Source organism: Thermococcus sp. JCM 11816 (assembly GCF_055396515.1).
On sequence record NZ_AP043741.1, the window covers coordinates 536,351 to 554,766 of the forward strand.

19 protein-coding genes and 1 pseudogene are annotated in these 18,416 nt (G+C 47.6%); 2 read left to right on the forward strand and 18 right to left on the reverse strand.

Annotated elements, in window-relative coordinates; translation table 11 throughout:
• Nucleotides 1-71: 71 nt before the first annotated feature.
• A complete protein-coding gene (cas2, locus tag ACZ5TN_RS02975; RefSeq protein WP_464917104.1) occupies nucleotides 72-329 on the forward strand; it encodes a CRISPR-associated endonuclease Cas2 in 258 nt (85 codons plus the stop codon).
• On the opposite strand, the gene ACZ5TN_RS02980 is transcribed toward cas2, so the two are convergent.
• From ACZ5TN_RS02980 to ACZ5TN_RS03015, 8 genes are read right to left on the reverse strand one after another with little or no spacing between them, the layout of a single operon-like run.
• Nucleotides 322-1,023, reverse strand: coding sequence for a CRISPR-associated protein Cas4 (locus ACZ5TN_RS02980; protein ID WP_464917105.1), 702 nt, complete (start codon nucleotides 1,021-1,023; stop codon nucleotides 322-324). The genes cas2 and ACZ5TN_RS02980 overlap by 8 nt on opposite strands.
• Nucleotides 1,024-1,797, reverse strand: a complete 774-nt coding sequence (gene cas6, locus ACZ5TN_RS02985; RefSeq protein WP_464917106.1) for a CRISPR-associated endoribonuclease Cas6 — start codon at nucleotides 1,795-1,797, stop codon at nucleotides 1,024-1,026.
• Nucleotides 1,787-2,833, reverse strand: coding sequence for a type I-A CRISPR-associated protein Cas8a2/Csa4 (gene cas8a2 / locus ACZ5TN_RS02990; RefSeq protein ID WP_464917107.1), 1,047 nt, complete (start codon nucleotides 2,831-2,833; stop codon nucleotides 1,787-1,789). The genes cas6 (ACZ5TN_RS02985) and cas8a2 overlap by 11 nt, the downstream gene beginning before the upstream one ends.
• A gap of 11 nt (nucleotides 2,834-2,844) precedes the next feature.
• Entirely contained in the window at nucleotides 2,845-3,558 is a 714-nt protein-coding gene (locus ACZ5TN_RS02995; RefSeq protein ID WP_464917108.1) for a CRISPR-associated endonuclease Cas3'', read from the reverse strand.
• Complete coding sequence (gene cas3, locus ACZ5TN_RS03000; protein WP_464917109.1) at nucleotides 3,555-5,567, reverse strand: CRISPR-associated helicase Cas3'; 2,013 nt, start codon at nucleotides 5,565-5,567, stop codon at nucleotides 3,555-3,557. Before cas3 (ACZ5TN_RS03000) ends, ACZ5TN_RS02995 begins: the two co-directional genes overlap by 4 nt.
• Nucleotides 5,537-6,361, reverse strand: coding sequence for a type I-A CRISPR-associated protein Cas5a (gene cas5a / locus ACZ5TN_RS03005; RefSeq protein ID WP_464917110.1), 825 nt, complete (start codon nucleotides 6,359-6,361; stop codon nucleotides 5,537-5,539). The genes cas3 (ACZ5TN_RS03000) and cas5a overlap by 31 nt, the downstream gene beginning before the upstream one ends.
• Complete coding sequence (gene cas7a / locus ACZ5TN_RS03010; protein WP_464917111.1) at nucleotides 6,362-7,456, reverse strand: type I-A CRISPR-associated protein Cas7/Csa2; 1,095 nt, start codon at nucleotides 7,454-7,456, stop codon at nucleotides 6,362-6,364.
• The gene (locus tag ACZ5TN_RS03015) at nucleotides 7,456-7,815 is read right to left on the reverse strand and encodes a hypothetical protein (RefSeq protein ID WP_054839617.1); all 360 of its coding nucleotides are present in this window, start codon (nucleotides 7,813-7,815) and stop codon (nucleotides 7,456-7,458) included. Before ACZ5TN_RS03015 ends, cas7a begins: the two co-directional genes overlap by 1 nt.
• Nucleotides 7,816-7,948: 133 nt before the next feature.
• On the opposite strand from ACZ5TN_RS03015, the gene ACZ5TN_RS03020 reads away from it, so the two are divergent.
• Entirely contained in the window at nucleotides 7,949-8,611 is a 663-nt protein-coding gene (locus ACZ5TN_RS03020) for a BlaI/MecI/CopY family transcriptional regulator (protein WP_464917112.1), read from the forward strand.
• Here ACZ5TN_RS03020 and cas1b read toward each other — a convergent pair.
• The 10 genes and pseudogenes from cas1b to cas6 (ACZ5TN_RS03070) form a co-directional block, all read right to left on the reverse strand.
• Nucleotides 8,608-9,587 (reverse strand): annotated as a pseudogene (cas1b, locus tag ACZ5TN_RS03025) (type I-B CRISPR-associated endonuclease Cas1b). The gene ACZ5TN_RS03020 and the pseudogene cas1b sit on opposite strands and share 4 nt — an antisense overlap.
• A 12-nt stretch (nucleotides 9,588-9,599) precedes the next feature.
• Nucleotides 9,600-9,989 carry a PIN domain-containing protein gene (locus ACZ5TN_RS03030; RefSeq protein WP_232500600.1) on the reverse strand — a complete coding sequence of 130 codons (390 nt, stop codon included), beginning with the start codon at nucleotides 9,987-9,989 and terminating at the stop codon, nucleotides 9,600-9,602.
• Between the two features lie 11 nt (nucleotides 9,990-10,000).
• Nucleotides 10,001-10,228, reverse strand: coding sequence for an AbrB/MazE/SpoVT family DNA-binding domain-containing protein (locus ACZ5TN_RS03035; protein WP_464917113.1), 228 nt, complete (start codon nucleotides 10,226-10,228; stop codon nucleotides 10,001-10,003).
• 56 nt (nucleotides 10,229-10,284) lie between these two features.
• A complete protein-coding gene (cas4, locus tag ACZ5TN_RS03040) occupies nucleotides 10,285-10,797 on the reverse strand; it encodes a CRISPR-associated protein Cas4 (protein WP_464917114.1) in 513 nt (170 codons plus the stop codon).
• A gap of 62 nt (nucleotides 10,798-10,859) precedes the next feature.
• The gene (gene cas3 / locus ACZ5TN_RS03045; protein ID WP_464917115.1) at nucleotides 10,860-13,490 is read right to left on the reverse strand and encodes a CRISPR-associated helicase Cas3'; all 2,631 of its coding nucleotides are present in this window, start codon (nucleotides 13,488-13,490) and stop codon (nucleotides 10,860-10,862) included.
• Nucleotides 13,490-14,323 (reverse strand): type I-B CRISPR-associated protein Cas5b, encoded by an 834-nt coding sequence (cas5b, locus tag ACZ5TN_RS03050; RefSeq protein ID WP_464917116.1) that lies wholly within the window; start codon nucleotides 14,321-14,323, stop codon nucleotides 13,490-13,492. Before cas5b ends, cas3 (ACZ5TN_RS03045) begins: the two co-directional genes overlap by 1 nt.
• Nucleotides 14,323-15,555 carry a type I-B CRISPR-associated protein Cas7/Cst2/DevR gene (gene cas7i / locus ACZ5TN_RS03055; protein WP_464917117.1) on the reverse strand — a complete coding sequence of 411 codons (1,233 nt, stop codon included), beginning with the start codon at nucleotides 15,553-15,555 and terminating at the stop codon, nucleotides 14,323-14,325. The genes cas5b and cas7i overlap by 1 nt, the downstream gene beginning before the upstream one ends.
• On the reverse strand, nucleotides 15,555-15,863 hold the full coding sequence (locus ACZ5TN_RS03060) for a hypothetical protein (RefSeq protein WP_464917118.1): 309 nt from the start codon (nucleotides 15,861-15,863) through the stop codon (nucleotides 15,555-15,557). Before ACZ5TN_RS03060 ends, cas7i begins: the two co-directional genes overlap by 1 nt.
• Nucleotides 15,823-17,532, reverse strand: a complete 1,710-nt coding sequence (locus ACZ5TN_RS03065) for a hypothetical protein (RefSeq protein ID WP_464917119.1) — start codon at nucleotides 17,530-17,532, stop codon at nucleotides 15,823-15,825. Before ACZ5TN_RS03065 ends, ACZ5TN_RS03060 begins: the two co-directional genes overlap by 41 nt.
• Nucleotides 17,513-18,253, reverse strand: a complete 741-nt coding sequence (cas6, locus tag ACZ5TN_RS03070; protein WP_464917120.1) for a CRISPR-associated endoribonuclease Cas6 — start codon at nucleotides 18,251-18,253, stop codon at nucleotides 17,513-17,515. The genes ACZ5TN_RS03065 and cas6 (ACZ5TN_RS03070) overlap by 20 nt, the downstream gene beginning before the upstream one ends.
• Nucleotides 18,254-18,416 lie beyond the last annotated feature (163 nt).

The following is an 18,416-nucleotide window of genomic DNA, read 5'->3' on the forward strand; positions in this document are numbered from 1 at the left end:
CAACTGGACGATTTAAACGTGATAGGACCGAAAATATAAAAGGAACTAACCGGAGTTTGTACGGTGGTGGCATGTACATCATAGTGGTCTACGACGTCTCGGTCGAGCGCGTGAACAGAGTCAAGAAGTTTCTCCGCCAGCACCTTCACTGGGTCCAGAACAGCGTTTTTGAAGGCGAGGTTACTCTAGCAGAGTTCGAGCGCATAAAAGCTGGAATAGAAGAACTCATAGACGGGGATGAGGATTCGGTTGTCATATACAAACTTCGCTCGATGCCAAAAAGAGAAGTAATGGGAGTGGAGAAGAACCCGATTGAGGACATTATCTAGACTTCTCCCATGGCCTATCTATCGCGGCGCATATGGGTCTGAATGGACAGTGGTTGCAAACCCACGTCTTGTTGCCGACAGTGGATATCCACTTTGGGAACTCCCCCCTCTCCAAGTCCTCAACTGCCTCTATAACTTTCTCCGCCCTCTTGATGAATCTCCTGAAGAGTCTCTCGTCAAAGGACACCTCAAAGACCCTGAAGTCAAGCCCGTTCCTGTCGAAGATGTAGATGTACCCTTTTTCCTTCCCGAGGATGCCCATGTATGCGTTTATCTGCTCAATCGATTCTTTGGAGGGCTCGGCGTGATCCAGGTCGATGTTTTTCTTTGATTTTTTCGAATTCTTCTTCGAATCGTTGTTCTCGAAACCCCTGAACTTAAACTCCAGGAGGTAATCGCCTTTCACGGCATCGACCTTTCCAACGAGCTTCCAGCCGTCTTTGAGGTCGTGCTCAACGGGAATCTCGAACTCCGCGCTCCTAACGACTTCCCCGAGCCAGCCGTGGAGGGCAGTACCTATCCTAGCCTCCCAGCTTCTGGAGGGATTGTACGTGTTGAGGTATATCGAGAGCGCCGTCTTCCTAAGGCAGTGGCTCAGCGAGGTCACCCATATCTTCCTCTCCACTATAGGGCTCCCGCTCACGGCGCGGCGGATTCCCTCGTTGAACTCCTCTATTTCTGCGGGGAGGGACATTTAAATCACCTCAACCATACCAAACCCGTGAGGGTTCCTCATTCCGATTCCAAGCTCATACGCAACCCGAAGGAGCTCTTCCTCGCCCCACATCTTGAAACCAAACTCCCAGACGCGGGCGTAGATTGGCTTTCCTGTTCTCTCATCGATCTTGACCAGAAGCCTGCTGCTCTTCGGCTTCTTTGTGATGACGCTAATGTCAAAGCTCCCCTCATAAGGCTCGCCGTAAACCATCATATACTTTGACTTAAGGTTTTCAAAGAGAAGCTCCTTCCAAACCTTAGGCTCGTTCTCAAAGGGGCTGTTTGGCTGACCAACGGGAGAAAGATCCCACTGCCGAAATCCATTTGGAGGATTGTTGTGGTAAACGCTGACGGGAGAGAGGGTTTTAAAGCGCTTTCCAGAGAGGTGTTTAGGGATCTCTTCGAGCTCGGCCTCGTAGTTTATGAGCTTCTGACCTCTCACGTGGAGCAGCCCTATTCCCTGTCCGAGACCTCTCACAAGAGATTCAAGGATTATGTTCTCGGTGGAACCCACGTAAAGCTCCACGGTTCCTGACTCGACAAGAAGGCCCTGTTCAAGCCTTTTTGTGCTCCCAATAGGCATGAACTTAGAGGCCACGAACTTGATGTCTCTCTTGTTGTTGTGAATCCTGCCCGCGACTTCCTTATCGGCGAGCTCAATGGCACGGAGGAGGAAGGGGTAGAGGTAGCGCGGGTAGTTGTAGGGGATAAGAAAGGGAGGCTTGAAGCGGAGGAGCAGTTTAATCCTCATAGATGATCTCCTCCAGGGCCGCTACGATCTCAAGACTTGGAATCCCCCCTCCTTTCTTGCCAAGCTTGAGAGCCGCATAGAACCCTTCTGGCCTTTTGTTCATCACAGCGTCAACCAGAGCTAGTGCTCCCTCCGTGGTTCCTTTTAGGAGGCCTTCAATGAACCTCAAGGTGTGGAAGAAGTCCCTCCTCTTCAGCTTCCATAGAAAGTCTATAAGCTTCCCGATTTCCTCCTCCCCGAAAGAGCGTACCGCCTGGTTGTTTCCGGACTTTTCGAGGGTGTAAGAGCGGATCACGAATTCCTTCTCTGTAAAGAGTTCCAGCGCCCCAAGGCTCTCACTGTGGAGGAGGTGGTACAAAAGTGCAAGCCTGCGGTTGGTGAGGAAGTCCAGGCTATTCTCATAGTAGTGCGGAAGGTGCATCTTGATGTCTTTGAGGGCAAGCAGTGATATCATGTCAACTTCTTCCACCGGTGCTATCTGGTAGATGTGGACCCAGGTTGTGTTCCCCTTCGTGTACTTTACATAGGGGGTGTAATAGTGGAAGCCCACCCACGCAAGGGCATAATTGAGAAGATCAACCTTTATCGGGTTGCCCCCTTGGGCTCCGAAGTGCTTTAGCATGTATTTGCCCGCAGAGGGCATGAGAGTTATGGGCATGGTAGCGGTTCCTTTCACGCTCTTTTTCTTTTCAAGGTTCTCCTTTACCTTTTCAAGAGTTCTTGGTACGCTGTCCCAATAGACGTTGTTGATGTTTGCCCCAGCGCTGAAGTCCGCGTCGCTGACGAGCTTGCCGCCTTCTCTTGGAGAGTGCCTTGCCAGTGCTATGTGGAGGGCCAGCATTTCCTTTATGGCATCCGTTAGCCCATGGCGGAATTCCTCACCCGAAACGTCTGTTTGAACCAAATACGATGTTCCGTTGGGTGTTAGGATGAGCTCTCTGGCTCCCCCCCTTATCATGGACTCCACGTAACCGTAGGCGACGTAGAGATCGAAGATGAGGTCAATTTGGGGTGTTCTAAATTCGTTGAGCTCCATACCCTCACCCCTCACAGTGTCATCTCAACTCCAAGAACCTCAGCGAACTTCGGGGCTTCGCCCTCTCTTTTCTCGGCCCCTTTATAGTCGCAGAGAACCAGCGGAATGAGCAGTGCTCCGACCACCATTCTCAACCTGCTAGAGTCGGGTCTGTGTCTGGCGAGCACGCTGAGCCTAATAACTTCTCTGAGAACGTCTTCACGAGTTGGGGATGGAACCTCTGGAGCTACGCCGAACTCCTCCTTCATCATACCCTTTATGAACGGCTCTGTATCTTCCACGACTCCGTTAAAGCTGTGGAGCTTGTCGAGGACTACCTCAGGGGAGAGTTCATCTCTATCAAGGGAGCGTATCTGGCCCATTAGGATCGGCTCGTGGTGCATCATCACGACTAGAGCCCCCAAGAACGCCACATTTTCGTCTTTGAACACCTCTTTCAGAATCTTATGGGCATAGTAGGCACTCACAAGCTCATGCCTGAACCCTCTAAGAGGTTCATTGTTGTTCAAATGCTTCTGATATATGTCGCTGCACTTTCCAACATCATGTAGAATTATAAGGGTCCTCATGAACCTGTCAGCATCTTCTTCAGTGAATTCAATTCCAACAGCCCTCATCGCTCTGATCATCGAGGGTATGTATTTGTCTTTAACCCTCTCCCACGCGGCAAGCATTGCCTCAACGTGCTGTCTCAGTGTTTGTCCCCCAAATGCCTCGCAGCTCACCCTCTCACCCCCCAGTAGTCGAGACTCGCCTGTATGAGTTTATTCCCCTCTTTGCTGATAATCTCCCCCTCGGTTTTCTTCTTAGGATCCTCAGACATGTCCTTTGTTTTTGAGCTCTCCTTCTTCGGCTGGTCTTTCTCGCTGGTGGAGTTATGAGAAGCTGTTACAAAGCCGAGCTCCCGGGTGTAATACCTGGGATCCATTGCATATATACTGTATGCGCTTGGCGTGAAGGTTTTCTGAACCGCCCAGCCCGCCTTTTTTCTGGAGGTTTTGTCCCATACTTCTTTGAGCTCCCCAACGATGATTCCCTCTTTCTTCCACTTGTATAGCTTGTTTCTGTCGTAGCTGATCCTGATGATTCTGTCTATCTCAAGCTTTTCCAGTTTCTCCGAGCTTGCTGGGTAAAGCATCACGTACAGCTCTGGCCTGGAGCGGAGTTCGTATTCTGGGGGAGCTGAAAACAGTCTTAGCTCCCTGAAGTAGACGTAGGCGGAAGCGAACTCCTTTGGAACAATGTTGTTCTCATAGTGGAAGCGGTAAACTCTATCGAGCGCTTCCCTGGCTTTTGTTGTGTTCCCCAAATACTCCTCGAGGTTTGATAGCTCATCATACGTTGTGAGCATCACTAGTGGATCGTAGGGAGCGGTTGAGTAGGGGATTATGTAAACGTTTCTCGGTAATTTTGGGTTTCTCCTTCCTTGCTTTCCTTCCAAGATTTTTCTGGCGAGGCCAATATCTCCAACATGCACAAAATCTTTCTTTCCCTCCCCGTAATGAACCTCTGCGACCTTTACTGCATTGTTGCTGTACTCTTTTGTGCTCACAACGGTAGCAAAAACGATGCTGTCCCTGCCTATCTTTTTCTCCAGCTCCGAAAACCCCCTTACAACCTTTCCAGGTTCAATTCCGTCTTCCATAGGCATGAGTACTATGCCCTCTCCTTCCTCTCCAGGCCGTCGTGCACACCTACCAATGCGCTGAATTAAAGCGTCGAGTGGGGCGATATCCGTTACGACTAATCCCACGTTCGGCATGTCGAGTCCGGCCTCTACAACCTGGGTCGCAACGATTAGCCTTGCCCGCTCAAGAGCGCTCTCTTTCTCCCTTCTGTCCCTAACTGTGAACCTGCTGTGTATGAGTAACGCGTCCGATGGATCAGTCAGAATATCATGTAGCTCATTCTTCAGGAGCTGGTAAGTTTCAACGGCTTTTCCAACGGTGTTTCGCACAACTAGGACTTTCTTTCCTCGTTCCAAGACGTTTTTAATGTCATTGAGGACCTCTTCAGTATCTCCCTCGACTACCCTGACTTTTACGTTTCCCCTCGAGGGCTTGTTTTTATCGTTCCCCTTAACCGTTATGACTTCCGTGTCCCCGGCTATCATCTCCCTGAGCTTTGAGGGAATCGTCGCGCTCATTATAACAAGGGGGACGTTGGCATTTTCAAGAATTCCAATGACAAGTGAAAGAAGGCGTGGCATGTACATTGATTCGTCCTGGTACATCTGAACCTCATCAAATACGACAAGGGACTGGGCTATTGCACCCGCTGGGAATGTGAACCTGTTCCCGACTGTCCGGTGGGCCGCAAGACCGTAGAGGAAGGCATCCCATGTTGTCACAACCATCCAGCCGAGGAACGCGTGGGTTTTCTCAAGACCGTATTCAACGATAACAACCTCCTTGGCGAGCTTTTCGGCCTCTTCCTCAGATTTCCCTTTCAGCTGAAGAAGCTTGGAAACCAGCTTCCTTAACCTTTCCGCCTGCTTCTCAACAAGTGACCTAGTTGGCAGGACATAGACCAGCCTGGTAACGGGCCAACTGTTGTGATAGACTCCAGAGAGGAAAGGCATTACAGCGGTTTCCGTCTTTCCTCCAGCTGTAGGGACTTCGATAACAACCTTCCCGCCGCTTTCCATGGCGTTCCTGATATTTTCCCATGCACGGAGCTGGTAGTCGTATGGCTCAAAGCCGGTCAGCTCTCGGAAGAGTTCCAGGGTATCCATATCCCAAGCACCTCCCCATCAATGGTCAGCGCCTTTTCAACATTGGGAGAATAGACTGTCCTTGTGTAGTACACAGTTCTTTTGTGGCGACGTTCTTCAACGGGTAAGTAGAAGGTCTCTTCCTCCGGTTCTTCCTTCCCTCTGCTCCTTTTCCTCTTAGCATGCACTGCTCTGGAATAATCTGGCGATACCCATGCCCTCTCAGTGTACACCTTTATTTTCCCCTTTGTCTGCATGGTTGGGAACAGTAGGGTCGAGATTTCGGAGTAAGGGGCCGAGAAGGCTAGGGGGGCTGTTTTCTCTTCGGGCTCTACAAAGGAAGCCCAAACCGGAGTGGCTAGACTCTCAGTGTCTCCAATAGTGTCAATGAGCATCGCCGCCCTCAGGTAGCGTTCCTTTTCATCATGGGTTAGGTCTTTGAAAATATAGGCAACAAGCAGCTCCCTTGTGAATGTGTACTCCCTCCTCATGGCGTCGTCTTTTTCGGCCTTGGAGCCTGACTCCAGGTTCCTTAGGCGTTTGAGTAGGAAGGCGTTCTTAACGAGAGGGCTAACCGGAGCAACACTCACGGCTTTGACGTTCACGAGCTTGCTTTCAATTTCCCTTACCGCTTTGATGGCGGCTTTGTCGAGTGAATCACTGGCATACTTCTCAGGGTTCAGCAGGATTAGTCCCTTTGCCAGTGCTCCTTTTAGGGATGAAGGGGAGGGAAGCAGGAGAGAAGTCCTAACCTGATAGGAGCGCCTCGCCACCGAGAAAAATGGAAAGCGGAGGCGAAGGAGGAGAACGTCCATTCACTCTCTACCCCCTTCAACTTTGAGCAGTTCGGCAACGAGCTCTTCCACGGAAGAGACCTTAGTAGCTTCAAGGTCTTCCCCAAGGTCGACTTTGTAAGTGAAAGCCTTAACGTCGAATCCAAGCGCCCTTGCGTTCTTTATGATAGCCCTGTTAGCCTCTATGTAGTCATCGTAGAAGCCGTGAACGAGGGCTGGAATCGGCTTTTCACTGGCTATTACTATGAGCTCCTCGACCTTGAATACCGGGAACGAACGGGCAAGGTTTGCGCCGAGATAACCACTGAGCATCGGTATAAGAGCCTTGAGGGCGCTTTGGATTCTTGCCTTCCTCTCGTTGGGGTCGATGACAATGTTGGGCCTTGGCTGGTTCCCCTCGAATTTTACGGGCGATCCCTGGGGAATGCCCACAAGGCCAAGATCAAGGACGATGGAGAAGCCGTAGAGACCTGTGGCATACTCCCTGCTGAACAGCATCTGTGCGGTGTCGTTACCGCTGCTTATGGCACCGCTCTCGTTGACGTCAACCCTGTTGTGCTTTATCGCAGTTACAAGGCGCTCGCCCTCCACTTCACGGATAAAGTCCTCCGTTGGGAGTATGAACGAGGCTTTAACGAGCGAGACTCTACGAATACCCATGGCTGGGGCCAAGAAACCGTGGATGTCTGCATCGGCAAAATACTTCACAAAGTGAGCTTCGGAGGCTTCTTGTTGATTCCCTGAAAAGTTGGGTGCTGATGTTAGATACCATTTATTATCCTTCTTCTCGAACACAATAGCCTGATTGCTCGCATTAGGAATCTCCCATTTTGCTTTTTTCTCAATTGGCTCAAACCTTGTGCCATTGTACCTAAGGGCCCTCTCAGTAAGGTTCACTCCATATGGGGTAGTTTTGAAGTAGTCCACAAAGCCTACGAAGTGCCAGTGCTTCAGCATGTTGCCGGTTATCGCAGGAACTTCAACAACGGCCCAGCCGTTTTCAGTCTTTACAGTTACCTTTGTCTTGGTTATCTCGATGTAGTTAGTTCCTCCGCCACCCTGGGCGTTGAGGGAGTGGGCGTTCAGCCTTATCCTACCGCTTATGCGGACGTACATCATTCAACACCTCCTTCAATTTTGTTCTCCTTATTCGGGCAGTGGTTCCAGTAGGCAAAAGCCCAAAGGGCCAAGCTTACCGCCACTTTCCTGAGGTCCTTAGGGTTGGACAGTTCCTCAACCCTATCTTCGAGGGCCTCGATGTCCGTGGGAGAAGGCTTTTGGAAGAAGCAGCCTTCAGAATCTGCCTTCTTCTTGAGCTTTGGAGCAAGCCTGAGGGCCTTGTAGACACTCTCAAGAAGCTCTTCCTGCGTTCTGGCTTTTGCTATGCTGTCAACGATGTCGTAGGCGTATTCCTCAAACTCATCATCCACGAGGTAGCTTAGATACCTGCCGATATTTTTGACCCATTCATCCATGGGAAACACCACACTTGAATAGACAGCATAGTATTTAAGATTTACCATGTCAGGAACTTAACTTAATTATGTTAACTATTCGGCTAAACTTATTAAGTATGATGCCGTTGTATGCAAATAAGGGGTGGTGAATATGAGATACATAGTTACGGTAGGGGAGCACATAAACCACATCTTTAGAAATGACCGGCTTATTCTGCCTAAAAGACTGGAAAAAGCTGATATTATCATTGACAGCGCAGTTATCCTGTACTCTTTCATGAAAAGCGCCAAGGACGAGGACATAAAGAAGATCAATGACTGTGTCAAAAAAGCAGAAAGAGCTTTTTTTGCCCTTGATATCCCTGTGATCACAAAGGAAGTTAAAGATCCCTATCTGTTTCAGGAGAGAATTGAAGAATTTGAAAGGCTGATTGTGCCAAAGACAGTGATAAACCTCACTGGTGGAAGAAGGATTTTGGGATATGAACTTTTTTACGCCGCGATTGAAGTCTCGAATAAGAACCCTGAGACTGTGGAAGCTGTTTTTTACGTCACTGAAGATGGACATCCCATAGAGCTCCCGGTTATTAATCCCCAGGCTAGACTCACTCAACTGGAGCGGGAGATACTGGAAATAGTACGGCAATCTGACAAACCCATTACAATAACAGAAATCAGAGACACCTTGTCGGAGCGCAGGGGTAGTGTGTACCCATTACCTCTGGTGAGCGAGTACATTTCAAGACTGGAGAAAAAAGGCTATGTGAAAAAGGAATCCAAGGGGAGAAAGAAATTTGTTATCGCATTAATCTAAAACCACGCCACCAGAGGCTCGTAGTCCTTAACCCCAACGAGATGCTTAATCAGCTTGTACGCCTCAAGGCGGATAAGTCTCTGCTTTGTAACGTTCTTCTTAAGTCCTGGGTGCTTAACGCTTCTGCCCAGCTCTTCGTTGTAGGCCTTCAAAACAACCTTAATACCCTCCTTTGTAAGCAGGACGCCGTTCAGCTCACCCCTGAAGTGCTCCCTCTTTATGATTCCCTGCTTCACGAGTCTGTTCGCTATCCTATCGGCTATTACCGGCTTGAATATCTCGCTCAAATCGAGTGCGAGCGAAAACCTCCTCTCGCCCGGTTCGTGGAGGTAGCTCACCGTCGGGGCAAGTTGGGTGTTGTAGAGCTCGCTCACGATTGTTGCGTAAAGGCGAGAATTGAGGAAGCTTATCAGCGCGTTCATCTCGTTCTCCGGTGGTCTTCTCGTCCTTTTCACGATCTTAAAGCCTTCGGGCAGGGCGTTGTCCCAGCGAGTGTAGTATTCCCCCTTATCCTCGCCTCCACGTTCATGACCTCGGTTATCTTCCTCGCACTCTCAAGCTCCCCGAAGAGTTCATCGAGGAGTTCTGAAAACCCATCAGCAACCTTCCAGCGCTTTAGGTTCTTCTCCATGTTGAGGGCAGAACCTCTCACGAAGAGTTTGGCAAGGGTGAGGCGTTTTTCTTGATCGAGGTAGTGTTTGGCTTGCTTGATTATCAAGTCCCCCGAAAGGAGGCTTTCCCGCGGATAAAATGAGCCATCGTAGTGGCCGTAGTGGTTGAAGAAGTGAACGGCTATTCCCTTCTGGGCCAGAAAATGGAGGGCCTGCGAGCTTATGTTGACGTGGCCGTAGACGTAGATATCGTAGATGCCCTCAACGGCGAGGGGCTTTCTTCCCTGCGCGTTCTCGAAGTAGAGTGTGTTCTCCCGCCGGAAGAGGTTCCCGTCGGAAAAGAGGGTGAGAGAGCGCTTTCTCATTCTCACCACCAATTATACTTTCGCTGGGAGAACCTCCACGCCATTTTTAACTGCCAGTTTTCTGAATTTTTTGTCAAACGTGGCAAGGGGATAGCTCCTTTGGAGAGCGTGATACAGGATTATAGCATCGTTAAAACGAGATAGTGACAAGGAGTTCTTTTCTATAAGCTCAAGTGCGTAGACTATAGACTCCCCGTTATCGTTCAACCTGTTAAAGCGAGGATCATCTAAATACTCACTAAGCATGGACCTTGCAAGCTTCACGGGTAGGTTTTTTCTCCTGAAGAACCAAACGTATTCCTGCAGAACTATTGGGGGTACGTACCAGCGATCCAGCGAATCCAAAAGCCGTCGGGCTTTGTGATGAAATGGGAGATCTTCAAATGTGTCGTACAGGAGCACGTTGGTATCTATCACTGCATGCATTCTTCCATGCCCTCCTCAATGACCTTCTCAATCTCCTCGGGCGTGAGCCTCTCTCCTAGTTTGAGGGTTTTCCTCCTTCTCTTCAGCCTCTTGACTACGATTTTTTCCCCTTCAAGCTCAACCTCAAGCAGCTCCCCCTCCTTAATTCCGAGGGCTTTTCTGATCTCCGCGGGGAGCGTTATCTGATAGTTCCGGGTTACCTTTGTCACAGGCATAGTATCACCTCCTTGTTAGTAAGTTGGAGTATCTACTATATTAGAGTTTCTACTACTCAAACCCAGCACAGCTCGTAGTAGGCGCACTTTTTGCACCTCTTTGATTTCACCGGCTTGGGTGGAGCCTGGAGTGATTTTATCCGCCGAACTTCTCGAATTGCTGCCTCCACTTCTTCCTCCCTGCCGTCGAGGGTTATCACCTTCGTCTCGTTGAGCTTTGGATAGTGGAGAACTGCTTTGGCTTCGATGCCCAGTCTCTTGAGGTAGTAAAGATAGTAGAGCGCCTGCATCTCGTGGGCCTTCTCCATGCTCTTGCCGAGCTTGACCTCGTGGACTTCTATGTAGTTCTTTTTTCTGATGAAGTCTATCTTTATGCTCCCGATCTGGACTTCCTTTTCCTCGCTCCCGTACCTCCTCTCGTGGAGAAACCTACCGAGGTCTACCCATTCGTTTTCCTGTTCCATCGTGATGCCCCTGGAAAAGTACCAGAGCTTGATCGGACAGATGAAGAGGTAGTTGACCTCGGTGCCGCCGATGATGAGCTCGTCGAGAGAATACTCAGAAGGCATGGATTGGTTCCCCTCTGTGCTGAAATATAAAGCTCTCAGGAGGAAAAATTATAGAAACAAGTTTACAAAATGTCCTCGACATCCATATCCTCTCCAAAAGCCGCATCTATTCCCTGTTCCCAAAGGATTTCGAGTTGCTTCTCCTCTAGGTCCTTAAGAACTGGGAATCCTTTGAAGCCTCTGCCCTTAACAGCATTCAAAAGACGGGCGCTTTTGAGTACTGTCCATACAGGGACACTTACTGAAAATTCTTGAAGGAGCTTTCTAAGTTCCCATTTGTTGGGTCTTTGACCAGCCAGCTCTTTTGAAATAAGATCTTGGATCTCTGCCCAGCTTCTGCTCCAGTTGCTAGATTCTAGGAGAATCTCACCAAAAACCCGTGCAGTTTCATCGCCGTATTTTTTGCCGTACCACACCATCAGTTGTGGAACTGCAAAGTAAATACCACCCATCTGGCGGAAAACCCTCTGTGCCTCAGTCTTCTTTTCGAGTGTGAAGTAGCTGAGCCTCCCAATGAGAGCTTCAATCTGCTTTTTGTATTCATCAAGGATTTCTCCATCGTAAACCGCGTTTATTGCGTTTCTCTCGGCCTCATAGTCAAGGATTTTTCCTTCTAGCGATTTGATAATCTCCGCAGTTTTTTGCAGGACTTTTTTTCCGATTCCTTGGCCATAAACTTTCCTTGTCCCTTCATCAATGCCCGAAAATACGATAATATTGGGTGAATTTATGGCATAGTCAGTGTTCCTATTTCTGTAAACCCTTCCCCATCTCTGCACTTGGCTGTCTATCGGCGAGATTTCGGTTATCATAGCATCAAAGTCCAGATCCACCGACGCTTCAACGACTTGAGTTGCCACTAGGATGACTCTCTCTTCATTATTAAGTTTCGATTTGAGTTCGAGAATTACTTCCGACTTCCTCTTCTCTGGGAGGCGGGAGTGGAGAAGGTGAACACTCCACCCTTCTAGTTTTTCAGAAAGCTCCTTGTAAGTCTCAACGGCCTTTTTGACGTTGTTAAGCACTATCAGGACACTTTTAAACTTGTGTTTTTCAAAATCTTTGATAGCTGAAAGGACCTCCTGAAGACCATCAAAGCTAATTCCCTCATTGGAGTAACTGAAAAGGCTCCCCTCAGCTAGTTTTACGTAATGCCTTTTCAGATAGAGATTCTTGACGTTGAGGTTATGTCTTCTTGCCTCTTCAAGAACATCCACGATTTCAAAGCTGTCTTTTTCAAGAAAATACCCCATGTGGGGTGGCAGAGTTGCTGTAATTACGAGCACTTTTCCTCCGGCCTCCTTTATAAGTTGAAGTGTCTTCAAAAAGACCGCTGCCATCTCTGGAGTGTAGGCTTGAATTTCATCCACGACTATGGCTGATTCAGTATACACTGAGATTATTTTGTCAGAGCCGTAGTAATTCAGCGAAGTCAGAAACACCTGATCGGGCGTCGAGAGCATCACGGGCATTGCCAGAAGCCCTGCGGAATTTACCTTTTTCTCGACCTCAATGTCGTTCCCAGCACCTTCTACGTATTCCATGAACGCAGTTGAGTGAAGCAGGCCTACAGCTTCATCGTCAAAGTAATCCTTTGAAAGCCTTCTGTAGAGGTCGTTGAGAGCAACTCTGAGCGGAAGTGTGTAAATTAGCTTCCCTCTTCTCCTTGCCCAGAGAACGCCAAGTTCGGTCTTCCCTGATCCGGTGGGTGCAACAACAACGAGGTAGTCTGAATCCTTTCTAGTAAGTAGCTCTTTCTGCCAGAGTCTTCCAGGAGTAAGTCCAGTCTTCTCCAGCTTTTCCTCAATTCTTGTCCTGATCCTTTCTTCAACGTCTTCAAAGACCCTTGAAACATCGAGTACGGTCTCAACAGGGAAGTCCCCACTCGCAGAATAGTCGCATCTCCTTAACATTCCTAGGAAAACGAGAAAGTTAACGTCAAGCTCCTCAGGGTCGTATATTGGAACGCTCTCCGAAAGGTCATCGTCCCATCTCTTCACTTTCTCTTTTAGTGCCTCTATACGGGAGAAATCGGGTTTTATTTCATCAACTGCCTCTTGGATGAAGTCTTCGTTGAATTGCTGCTTTATGGTCGTGAGATAGTCCTGCAAAAAGTCCGCAAGATCTTTATGATTCTCTGTCAAAAAGTCGAGATACTTTTCAACGTCTTCGGGGTAAAGTTCCACTATGTGAGAGAACTCCTTATCATCGGAGAAGAATTCATTATAGTGGTGGAGAAGGACCGCGGCCCTTATTTTTGCCTCCTCGTCCGTGTTCCCGAGAAGTCCAGCACTCCAGAGAATTGAGAGAATCTCATGCCGAGCTTTTATGTTCTCACTCCCCTTTAGGAATTCCCCAAGTTCCTCTGGAAATTCTTTCCCGTAGAGCCTCCTTTGGAAGTCTAAGGTTATTTTACCCAGGTCATGGAGGATTATCGCCTTTGCAAGCCCTTTGAAGAGTCTTTTCCTTTTTTCAGAATCCCTCAGAGGTTCATAAGTTATCTCACTTTCAAGGTGTTCAATGAATCTGTACAGCTCGAGGCACCTTTTCAATGCAATGTTCACATGCTTAATCAAGAGGGCGTCTTTACCCCCACTTTTTGCCCTGAAAAGATGGATCAACCTAATGGCAGTGTTTTCTCCCTGCTTCTCACTCCGCCTCTCGAGAAAATTATCTATTGTAACCTGAGACATCACAACCACCCGCTTGCCTTCTCATCCGTAACAACTTTGAATACCATCCCTTCGATTGAATACTCCTCAAGCCTTACTCTCTCTTTAAACTTCAGAAACGTCCAAGCACCAGCGTAGATAACGGATTTGAATTCAACATCCCTGAATGTATTCGTGTTTATCTCTGCTTTGTGCTTAACTGGTGTTTCCTCGTTCTTGAAGATGACCTTTATTGGAATGGCGTACGTTGGATACTCCTTTCTTCTAAGCATTTCAATGGAGGTGGCAACGTAAGTTGGATACCTAATCGCCACTTCCTTCGCTGTTTTTTTCTTTCCTTCAACGAATTCCACTCTCCTTATGAAGACTACATCCTCACTCCTGCCAAGAGAGAGTACCTTCCTTGGCTGTTCAAGTGCGTCTTTGATGTCATTTAGTAAGCTCTCATTCCCCTTTAGAAATATATAAACCCAGCCGTTGAAGAGTTCCTGTTGCAAGACGGGGCTCCTCTGGGAAGTTACCGGGAAGCCATAAAGAGGGAGGTTTTGATTCCATAGTGTAGGTTTTCCCCTAAAGCGGACAAGTGATACTCCTGTTTTTGTTGCCTTTATTAGTTGCTGGTAGTTCCAAAAAATACTCTCAAAGCCCCCGTGAACACTGACTTTAAGGTTCCACCATGTATCAATACCCCTTTCGTGTCCATACCAGTCGTCAAGCGCATTCTGGAGCATCCCGATTATCGTTGACTTTGGTGGCAACGGATAAGTCTGGCCATAGTAAAAGGTAAATGGATTGCGGTACTGGGCGAAGGGCTGGAATAGCTCTATGAACAATGTTTTCTCCGTCATATGCATCACTTGAGTCTTACTTCTACGCTCGGGTCCTTGAACACTTTCACCTCTTCGAGTTTGTCCTCCGTACCAAAGAGCTTATCTGCAAGTCCAAGAACCTCTGATTCGCTGAGTTCTTTTATCTCTACGCCTTGGAGTCCAGAAATAGTAAATACTGGCTTTCTACTCTTCGAAATTCTGTGTTTTACTCGTATTATCTCCTTGCCGTCTTTTGTCTCGCGTTCTATCTCGTCGTATTCTTCTTCAGTGTATTCGTCAACGAGCTGTATCTTGTCTTTGAATGTTTTATATGGCGTGTTCTTATAGATCCCTAAAATCACAAGACTGGCGGGAGTTATGATGGCGGGCCTTCCTTTGATTTCTCTTTGAAGGTTAAGTATCGCTCGTATAAGTTGCTTGAGTCGTTCTTTCTTCAGGTCAACATCTGAGTCCTTGGACTTGAGGTTGTGAGTTATTTTGTAAACTATTGGCTTATTATTGGAATCGATAATAGGTTCAATCTTCGTTTCTATTACTGTATTGAGAGATCTGCCAGCTGAATCTTTCAAAGAGTATTCTCTCTTCTTTGGAATCTGGTACTTGCCAGCCACGTTATTTTTCTTTGCTTTGTCTCCTGAGATGATAATTGTGTAGCTGTCTTCTTGTTCTTCTACTGTTACACTCCATTTATCGTCTTTAGCACTAAGATATACCTCATTCTTACCGATTTCGTCTACGTCCACGACAAGACTGTAGAGATAGTATGTTTCATGTTCTTCAATAGTGAACAAGTTTATGTCCATTTTGCCCTTCACTGGAAGACGCCTCTTGGCCAACCCGATATTTCCTGCAAATTGTGTGTCATAGGTAAAGGGCGTCATAGATATTGCGTGGCTTAATTTTGTGGGGGATGTCCTTGAGGCTTGGGGAGTGAGTGAAGTTACTAAATACCCAAATAGGTCAAATTCAGGGTAGAGCAGGATCTCTCCACTTAAGAGAAGATCCACAGCAGGCTGGATCACGGTTTTATCGCCTGTCCCACTATCAACGAATTTTGAACCATCTGCCACTTCCCATAGTCCAAGCTTCCTTCCGGTTTCAAGCAGGCTGTATCTTAGAGCATACCTGCTCACAAGCGTGTACTGCCTCCCGTCCCAGCGGGTTATCTTCTTGAGTTCCTGGTAGTTCCCGCTCCCCTGGTCGTAGTTAAGGGAACTCCCATAAAAGACAACATCCATAACCAAAAACCTTCCCATCAGTCTTCACCTCCAGCCATTGTCCCAAGTACAATAGAGTAGGCAACCTTCTCAAACTCGGCCTCGGAAGAAGGAAAAACTTCCATAAGCACAGAGGCAAGTTCCTTGGCCTTTGGATTGTCCTTGGAATGGGCGTTAAGAGCCCTTAAGAGGATCCATAAGAATCTGTCCGGGTCGTTTGCCTTAACAGCGTTCAGTAAGTCAAATACAAGCTTCTGACGGTAGTTATCGGAGCCCGCCTTTCCAAGAACTTCTCTACTCAAACTTTTAATCTTCCACAATATCTTGTCCTGAACTAACATCTTCACCGCCTCCAACAAGGCCGACAACAAGGGCTAGAGCAAAATCCTCCCAGGATTCATCGTTGCTAAGAATGTGCCTGAAGATGTAGTTGTTGATAGTTGCAACTTTGTCTTTGCCTTTGGTTTGTAGGAGTGACTTGAGGAGTGCATTAACGAAGGCGTTTCTATTATGTCTCCTGATCGCTGAGAGGAGGGGATAAACTAAATTCTTTCCATTTATTATGTCCTTGGATATTTTCTTAATAGTCCAGACAACTTGTGTCATGTCTCTGTAATAGTCTTTTACTTCCACAACAGCCCGTTGTGGCCGTTCGAAGAATGCTGGCCCAAATACGGCAATCTCTGTACTACTGGCTTTGAGCTTTGCATCTATTGCGAGGGAGTACAAGCTTGCCTTCCAATTTGCATAGCTCTTTTTCTTTAGACTGTTCCAGATGTGCCCTACTACCACAGGGAACAGCGGTTTCTGCTTTAGGAACTGTTCCAGAAGCCAGATGTTTGAGTCGCCAACTGATAACAATGTGTTCAGGGCCTCTCTTATGTCATCGTCGATAATAACAGAAGCGTGGAGTTTTGGAATGCCAATGTATTCAACGTTCTTAAGCTTCTGGTTCTCGATGTTTTCAAATTCGATAAGGTATAAATTCTCAAGGGAAAACTTTGCCTTGGTTTCAACGATTTCCTCCAGTATTGCCGACCATGTGAGTTTGAAGAGCTTCGCGTTACCCTTGGAACTCTGAATACGGACTTTCAACCTTTTGTTTATTGCATAACAGCTCTGGAGTTCTGGTGTGTAAATCATTATGTAGCTCCCTGGAATCCATTGGAAAGCGTTGAAAAAGGACAGAAAAACGGTATATGCTGGCATTTTCGCAGGAAGTATCTCCGTTATCTGCTCAACAGTAAGAGGCTTCGTGTAACTCAGGTTTGGGAACTCCACGGGGGAGTAAAGGAAGGGGTTTATTGTGGAATCTGGAATCTTCTCGTACGTTGGAGGCTTTCTGCCCTTGATCTCACTCAGCTTTTCATAATCCATTTTGAGAAGCCAGTATAGGTACTGGAAAGCAAGTACTGGATCCTTTTTGGGATTATAAAGGAAGAAGTTCCTATGATCCTTAGGTATCTGGAGCTCGTAGCTACCAATTACTTGGACCAAGCGTTCTTTGATATTTTCAAAATTGTTCTTCTCGTCATTGAGTATTTCTTCAACAATGTTGTCCGAGGCCTTTTGGAGCTTTTTTCGTTCATTTTCGAGGAGCTGTCGCTGCTCTTTTATTTTGTCGAAAAGTTCTTTCATTTCAGTTCTTAACGCTTCTGCCTTTTTTTCGCTTTTTTCAATTTTCATTCTCAGTTTTTTCTCTTCTCTTCCAGAACTGCTTGAGAGCTCTTTGTTTAGGCTCTTAATGGAGTTCTCTATATCACGAAGTTTCTTTTTAATGTCGGATATTTTAGAGTTCAGGTTTTGGACTTCCTTAACATACTGGTGGTACTTGGAGTGATAAAACAGATAAGCCAACGGAAAATACCCATAATAAACCTTCTCCGGTTCTTCCCTGATTCTCCTCTGAAGCTCTTCTAAGTCCCATCCATAGACTTCCTCCATCAAATTGACAAAGCCTAAAATTCCAGCATCAATGAACCAGTTGCCTGTGAACCTAAGTTCTTCTCCGCCCATCAACCTTCACCATCCCGAACCCTATCGAGTTCTTCTCGCCGAAGCCCGCTAAATATCCAGCTCTAAGGAGTCCTTCGTCCCCATAAGCCCTGAACACGAGGTGCCACGCTATCTGGAAGATTCCCGGCTTGACCTCGAAGCGCTTCGGCTTGGCGTTGAGAACCTTTATCTCAAAGTCTTCAGGCGGTTTCGACCCATAGATGAGGACGTACTTCTCCCGCAGGTTTTCCCTGACAAGTTCGTAGAACTCGGGCTCTCTGGGCGATAGATCGTAGCTCCTCGGCTTTCCGAACTGGACTCTCTTTGTAGTCACGGCTATCGGCGAGAGCGTCACGAACTTCTTCCCGCTCAGCCTCTCGGGCTCGGCCAAGGCCTTGACCTCTTCCACCGTGAACTTCTCCCGCCACAGCTCGACCTCAGGGTTTTGAAGGAGCCCTCCTATGAATGCCTCCGCGATTTCCGGAACGGCGGTAGAGAAGTAGAAGAAGCCCTTTCCGCGGCCGAGCAGAGAACTCTTATCCTCGGCAAGCTCTCTCCTCTCCGCCATGAAGAGAGAGTATGTAAATAGTTTTGGAACTTTAGGGTTGTGTAATCTCAGGCTCAGGTCGGGATTAACGCGCTGAATGCGGCGGTATATCAGCCCTTGTAAGTAGTGCTGGTGGCTGAATGGTATGCGGAACGGCTCATTCTCAGGATGAAGTCTTATTAGGAACCTGACCATTGCTACCCCTCGGGAAGCTTTAATGGCACAGGAGGTACATTCTTGAACCTTATAAGCTTTTCTCTGGTATGAAGTAGAAAACGTAATGAGCATTATGTTTAATGTCGGCTGAGTTATTGTCGGTAATCCTGGAATTTGGATGTACTATTTGTCATGACCGTAG

What these genes read in the sequence shown, in the direction of transcription:
- cas2 (WP_464917104.1), top strand. Translation starts at nt 72, where the DNA reads ATGTACATCATAGTGGTCTACGACGTCTCGGTCGAGCGCGTGAACAGA.
- ACZ5TN_RS02980 (WP_464917105.1), bottom strand. Translation starts at nt 1,023, where the DNA reads ATGTCCCTCCCCGCAGAAATAGAGGAGTTCAACGAGGGAATCCGCCGC.
- cas6 (WP_464917106.1), bottom strand. Translation starts at nt 1,797, where the DNA reads ATGAGGATTAAACTGCTCCTCCGCTTCAAGCCTCCCTTTCTTATCCCC.
- cas8a2 (WP_464917107.1), bottom strand. Translation starts at nt 2,833, where the DNA reads ATGGAGCTCAACGAATTTAGAACACCCCAAATTGACCTCATCTTCGAT.
- cas3 (WP_464917109.1), bottom strand. Translation starts at nt 5,567, where the DNA reads ATGGATACCCTGGAACTCTTCCGAGAGCTGACCGGCTTTGAGCCATAC.
- cas5a (WP_464917110.1), bottom strand. Translation starts at nt 6,361, where the DNA reads ATGGACGTTCTCCTCCTTCGCCTCCGCTTTCCATTTTTCTCGGTGGCG.
- cas7a (WP_464917111.1), bottom strand. Translation starts at nt 7,456, where the DNA reads ATGTACGTCCGCATAAGCGGTAGGATAAGGCTGAACGCCCACTCCCTC.
- ACZ5TN_RS03015 (WP_054839617.1), bottom strand. Translation starts at nt 7,815, where the DNA reads ATGGATGAATGGGTCAAAAATATCGGCAGGTATCTAAGCTACCTCGTG.
- ACZ5TN_RS03020 (WP_464917112.1), top strand. Translation starts at nt 7,949, where the DNA reads ATGAGATACATAGTTACGGTAGGGGAGCACATAAACCACATCTTTAGA.
- ACZ5TN_RS03035 (WP_464917113.1), bottom strand. Translation starts at nt 10,228, where the DNA reads ATGCCTGTGACAAAGGTAACCCGGAACTATCAGATAACGCTCCCCGCG.
- cas4 (WP_464917114.1), bottom strand. Translation starts at nt 10,797, where the DNA reads ATGCCTTCTGAGTATTCTCTCGACGAGCTCATCATCGGCGGCACCGAG.
- cas3 (WP_464917115.1), bottom strand. Translation starts at nt 13,490, where the DNA reads ATGTCTCAGGTTACAATAGATAATTTTCTCGAGAGGCGGAGTGAGAAG.
- cas5b (WP_464917116.1), bottom strand. Translation starts at nt 14,323, where the DNA reads ATGCATATGACGGAGAAAACATTGTTCATAGAGCTATTCCAGCCCTTC.
- cas7i (WP_464917117.1), bottom strand. Translation starts at nt 15,555, where the DNA reads ATGGGAAGGTTTTTGGTTATGGATGTTGTCTTTTATGGGAGTTCCCTT.
- ACZ5TN_RS03065 (WP_464917119.1), bottom strand. Translation starts at nt 17,532, where the DNA reads ATGGGCGGAGAAGAACTTAGGTTCACAGGCAACTGGTTCATTGATGCT.
- cas6 (WP_464917120.1), bottom strand. Translation starts at nt 18,253, where the DNA reads ATGGTCAGGTTCCTAATAAGACTTCATCCTGAGAATGAGCCGTTCCGC.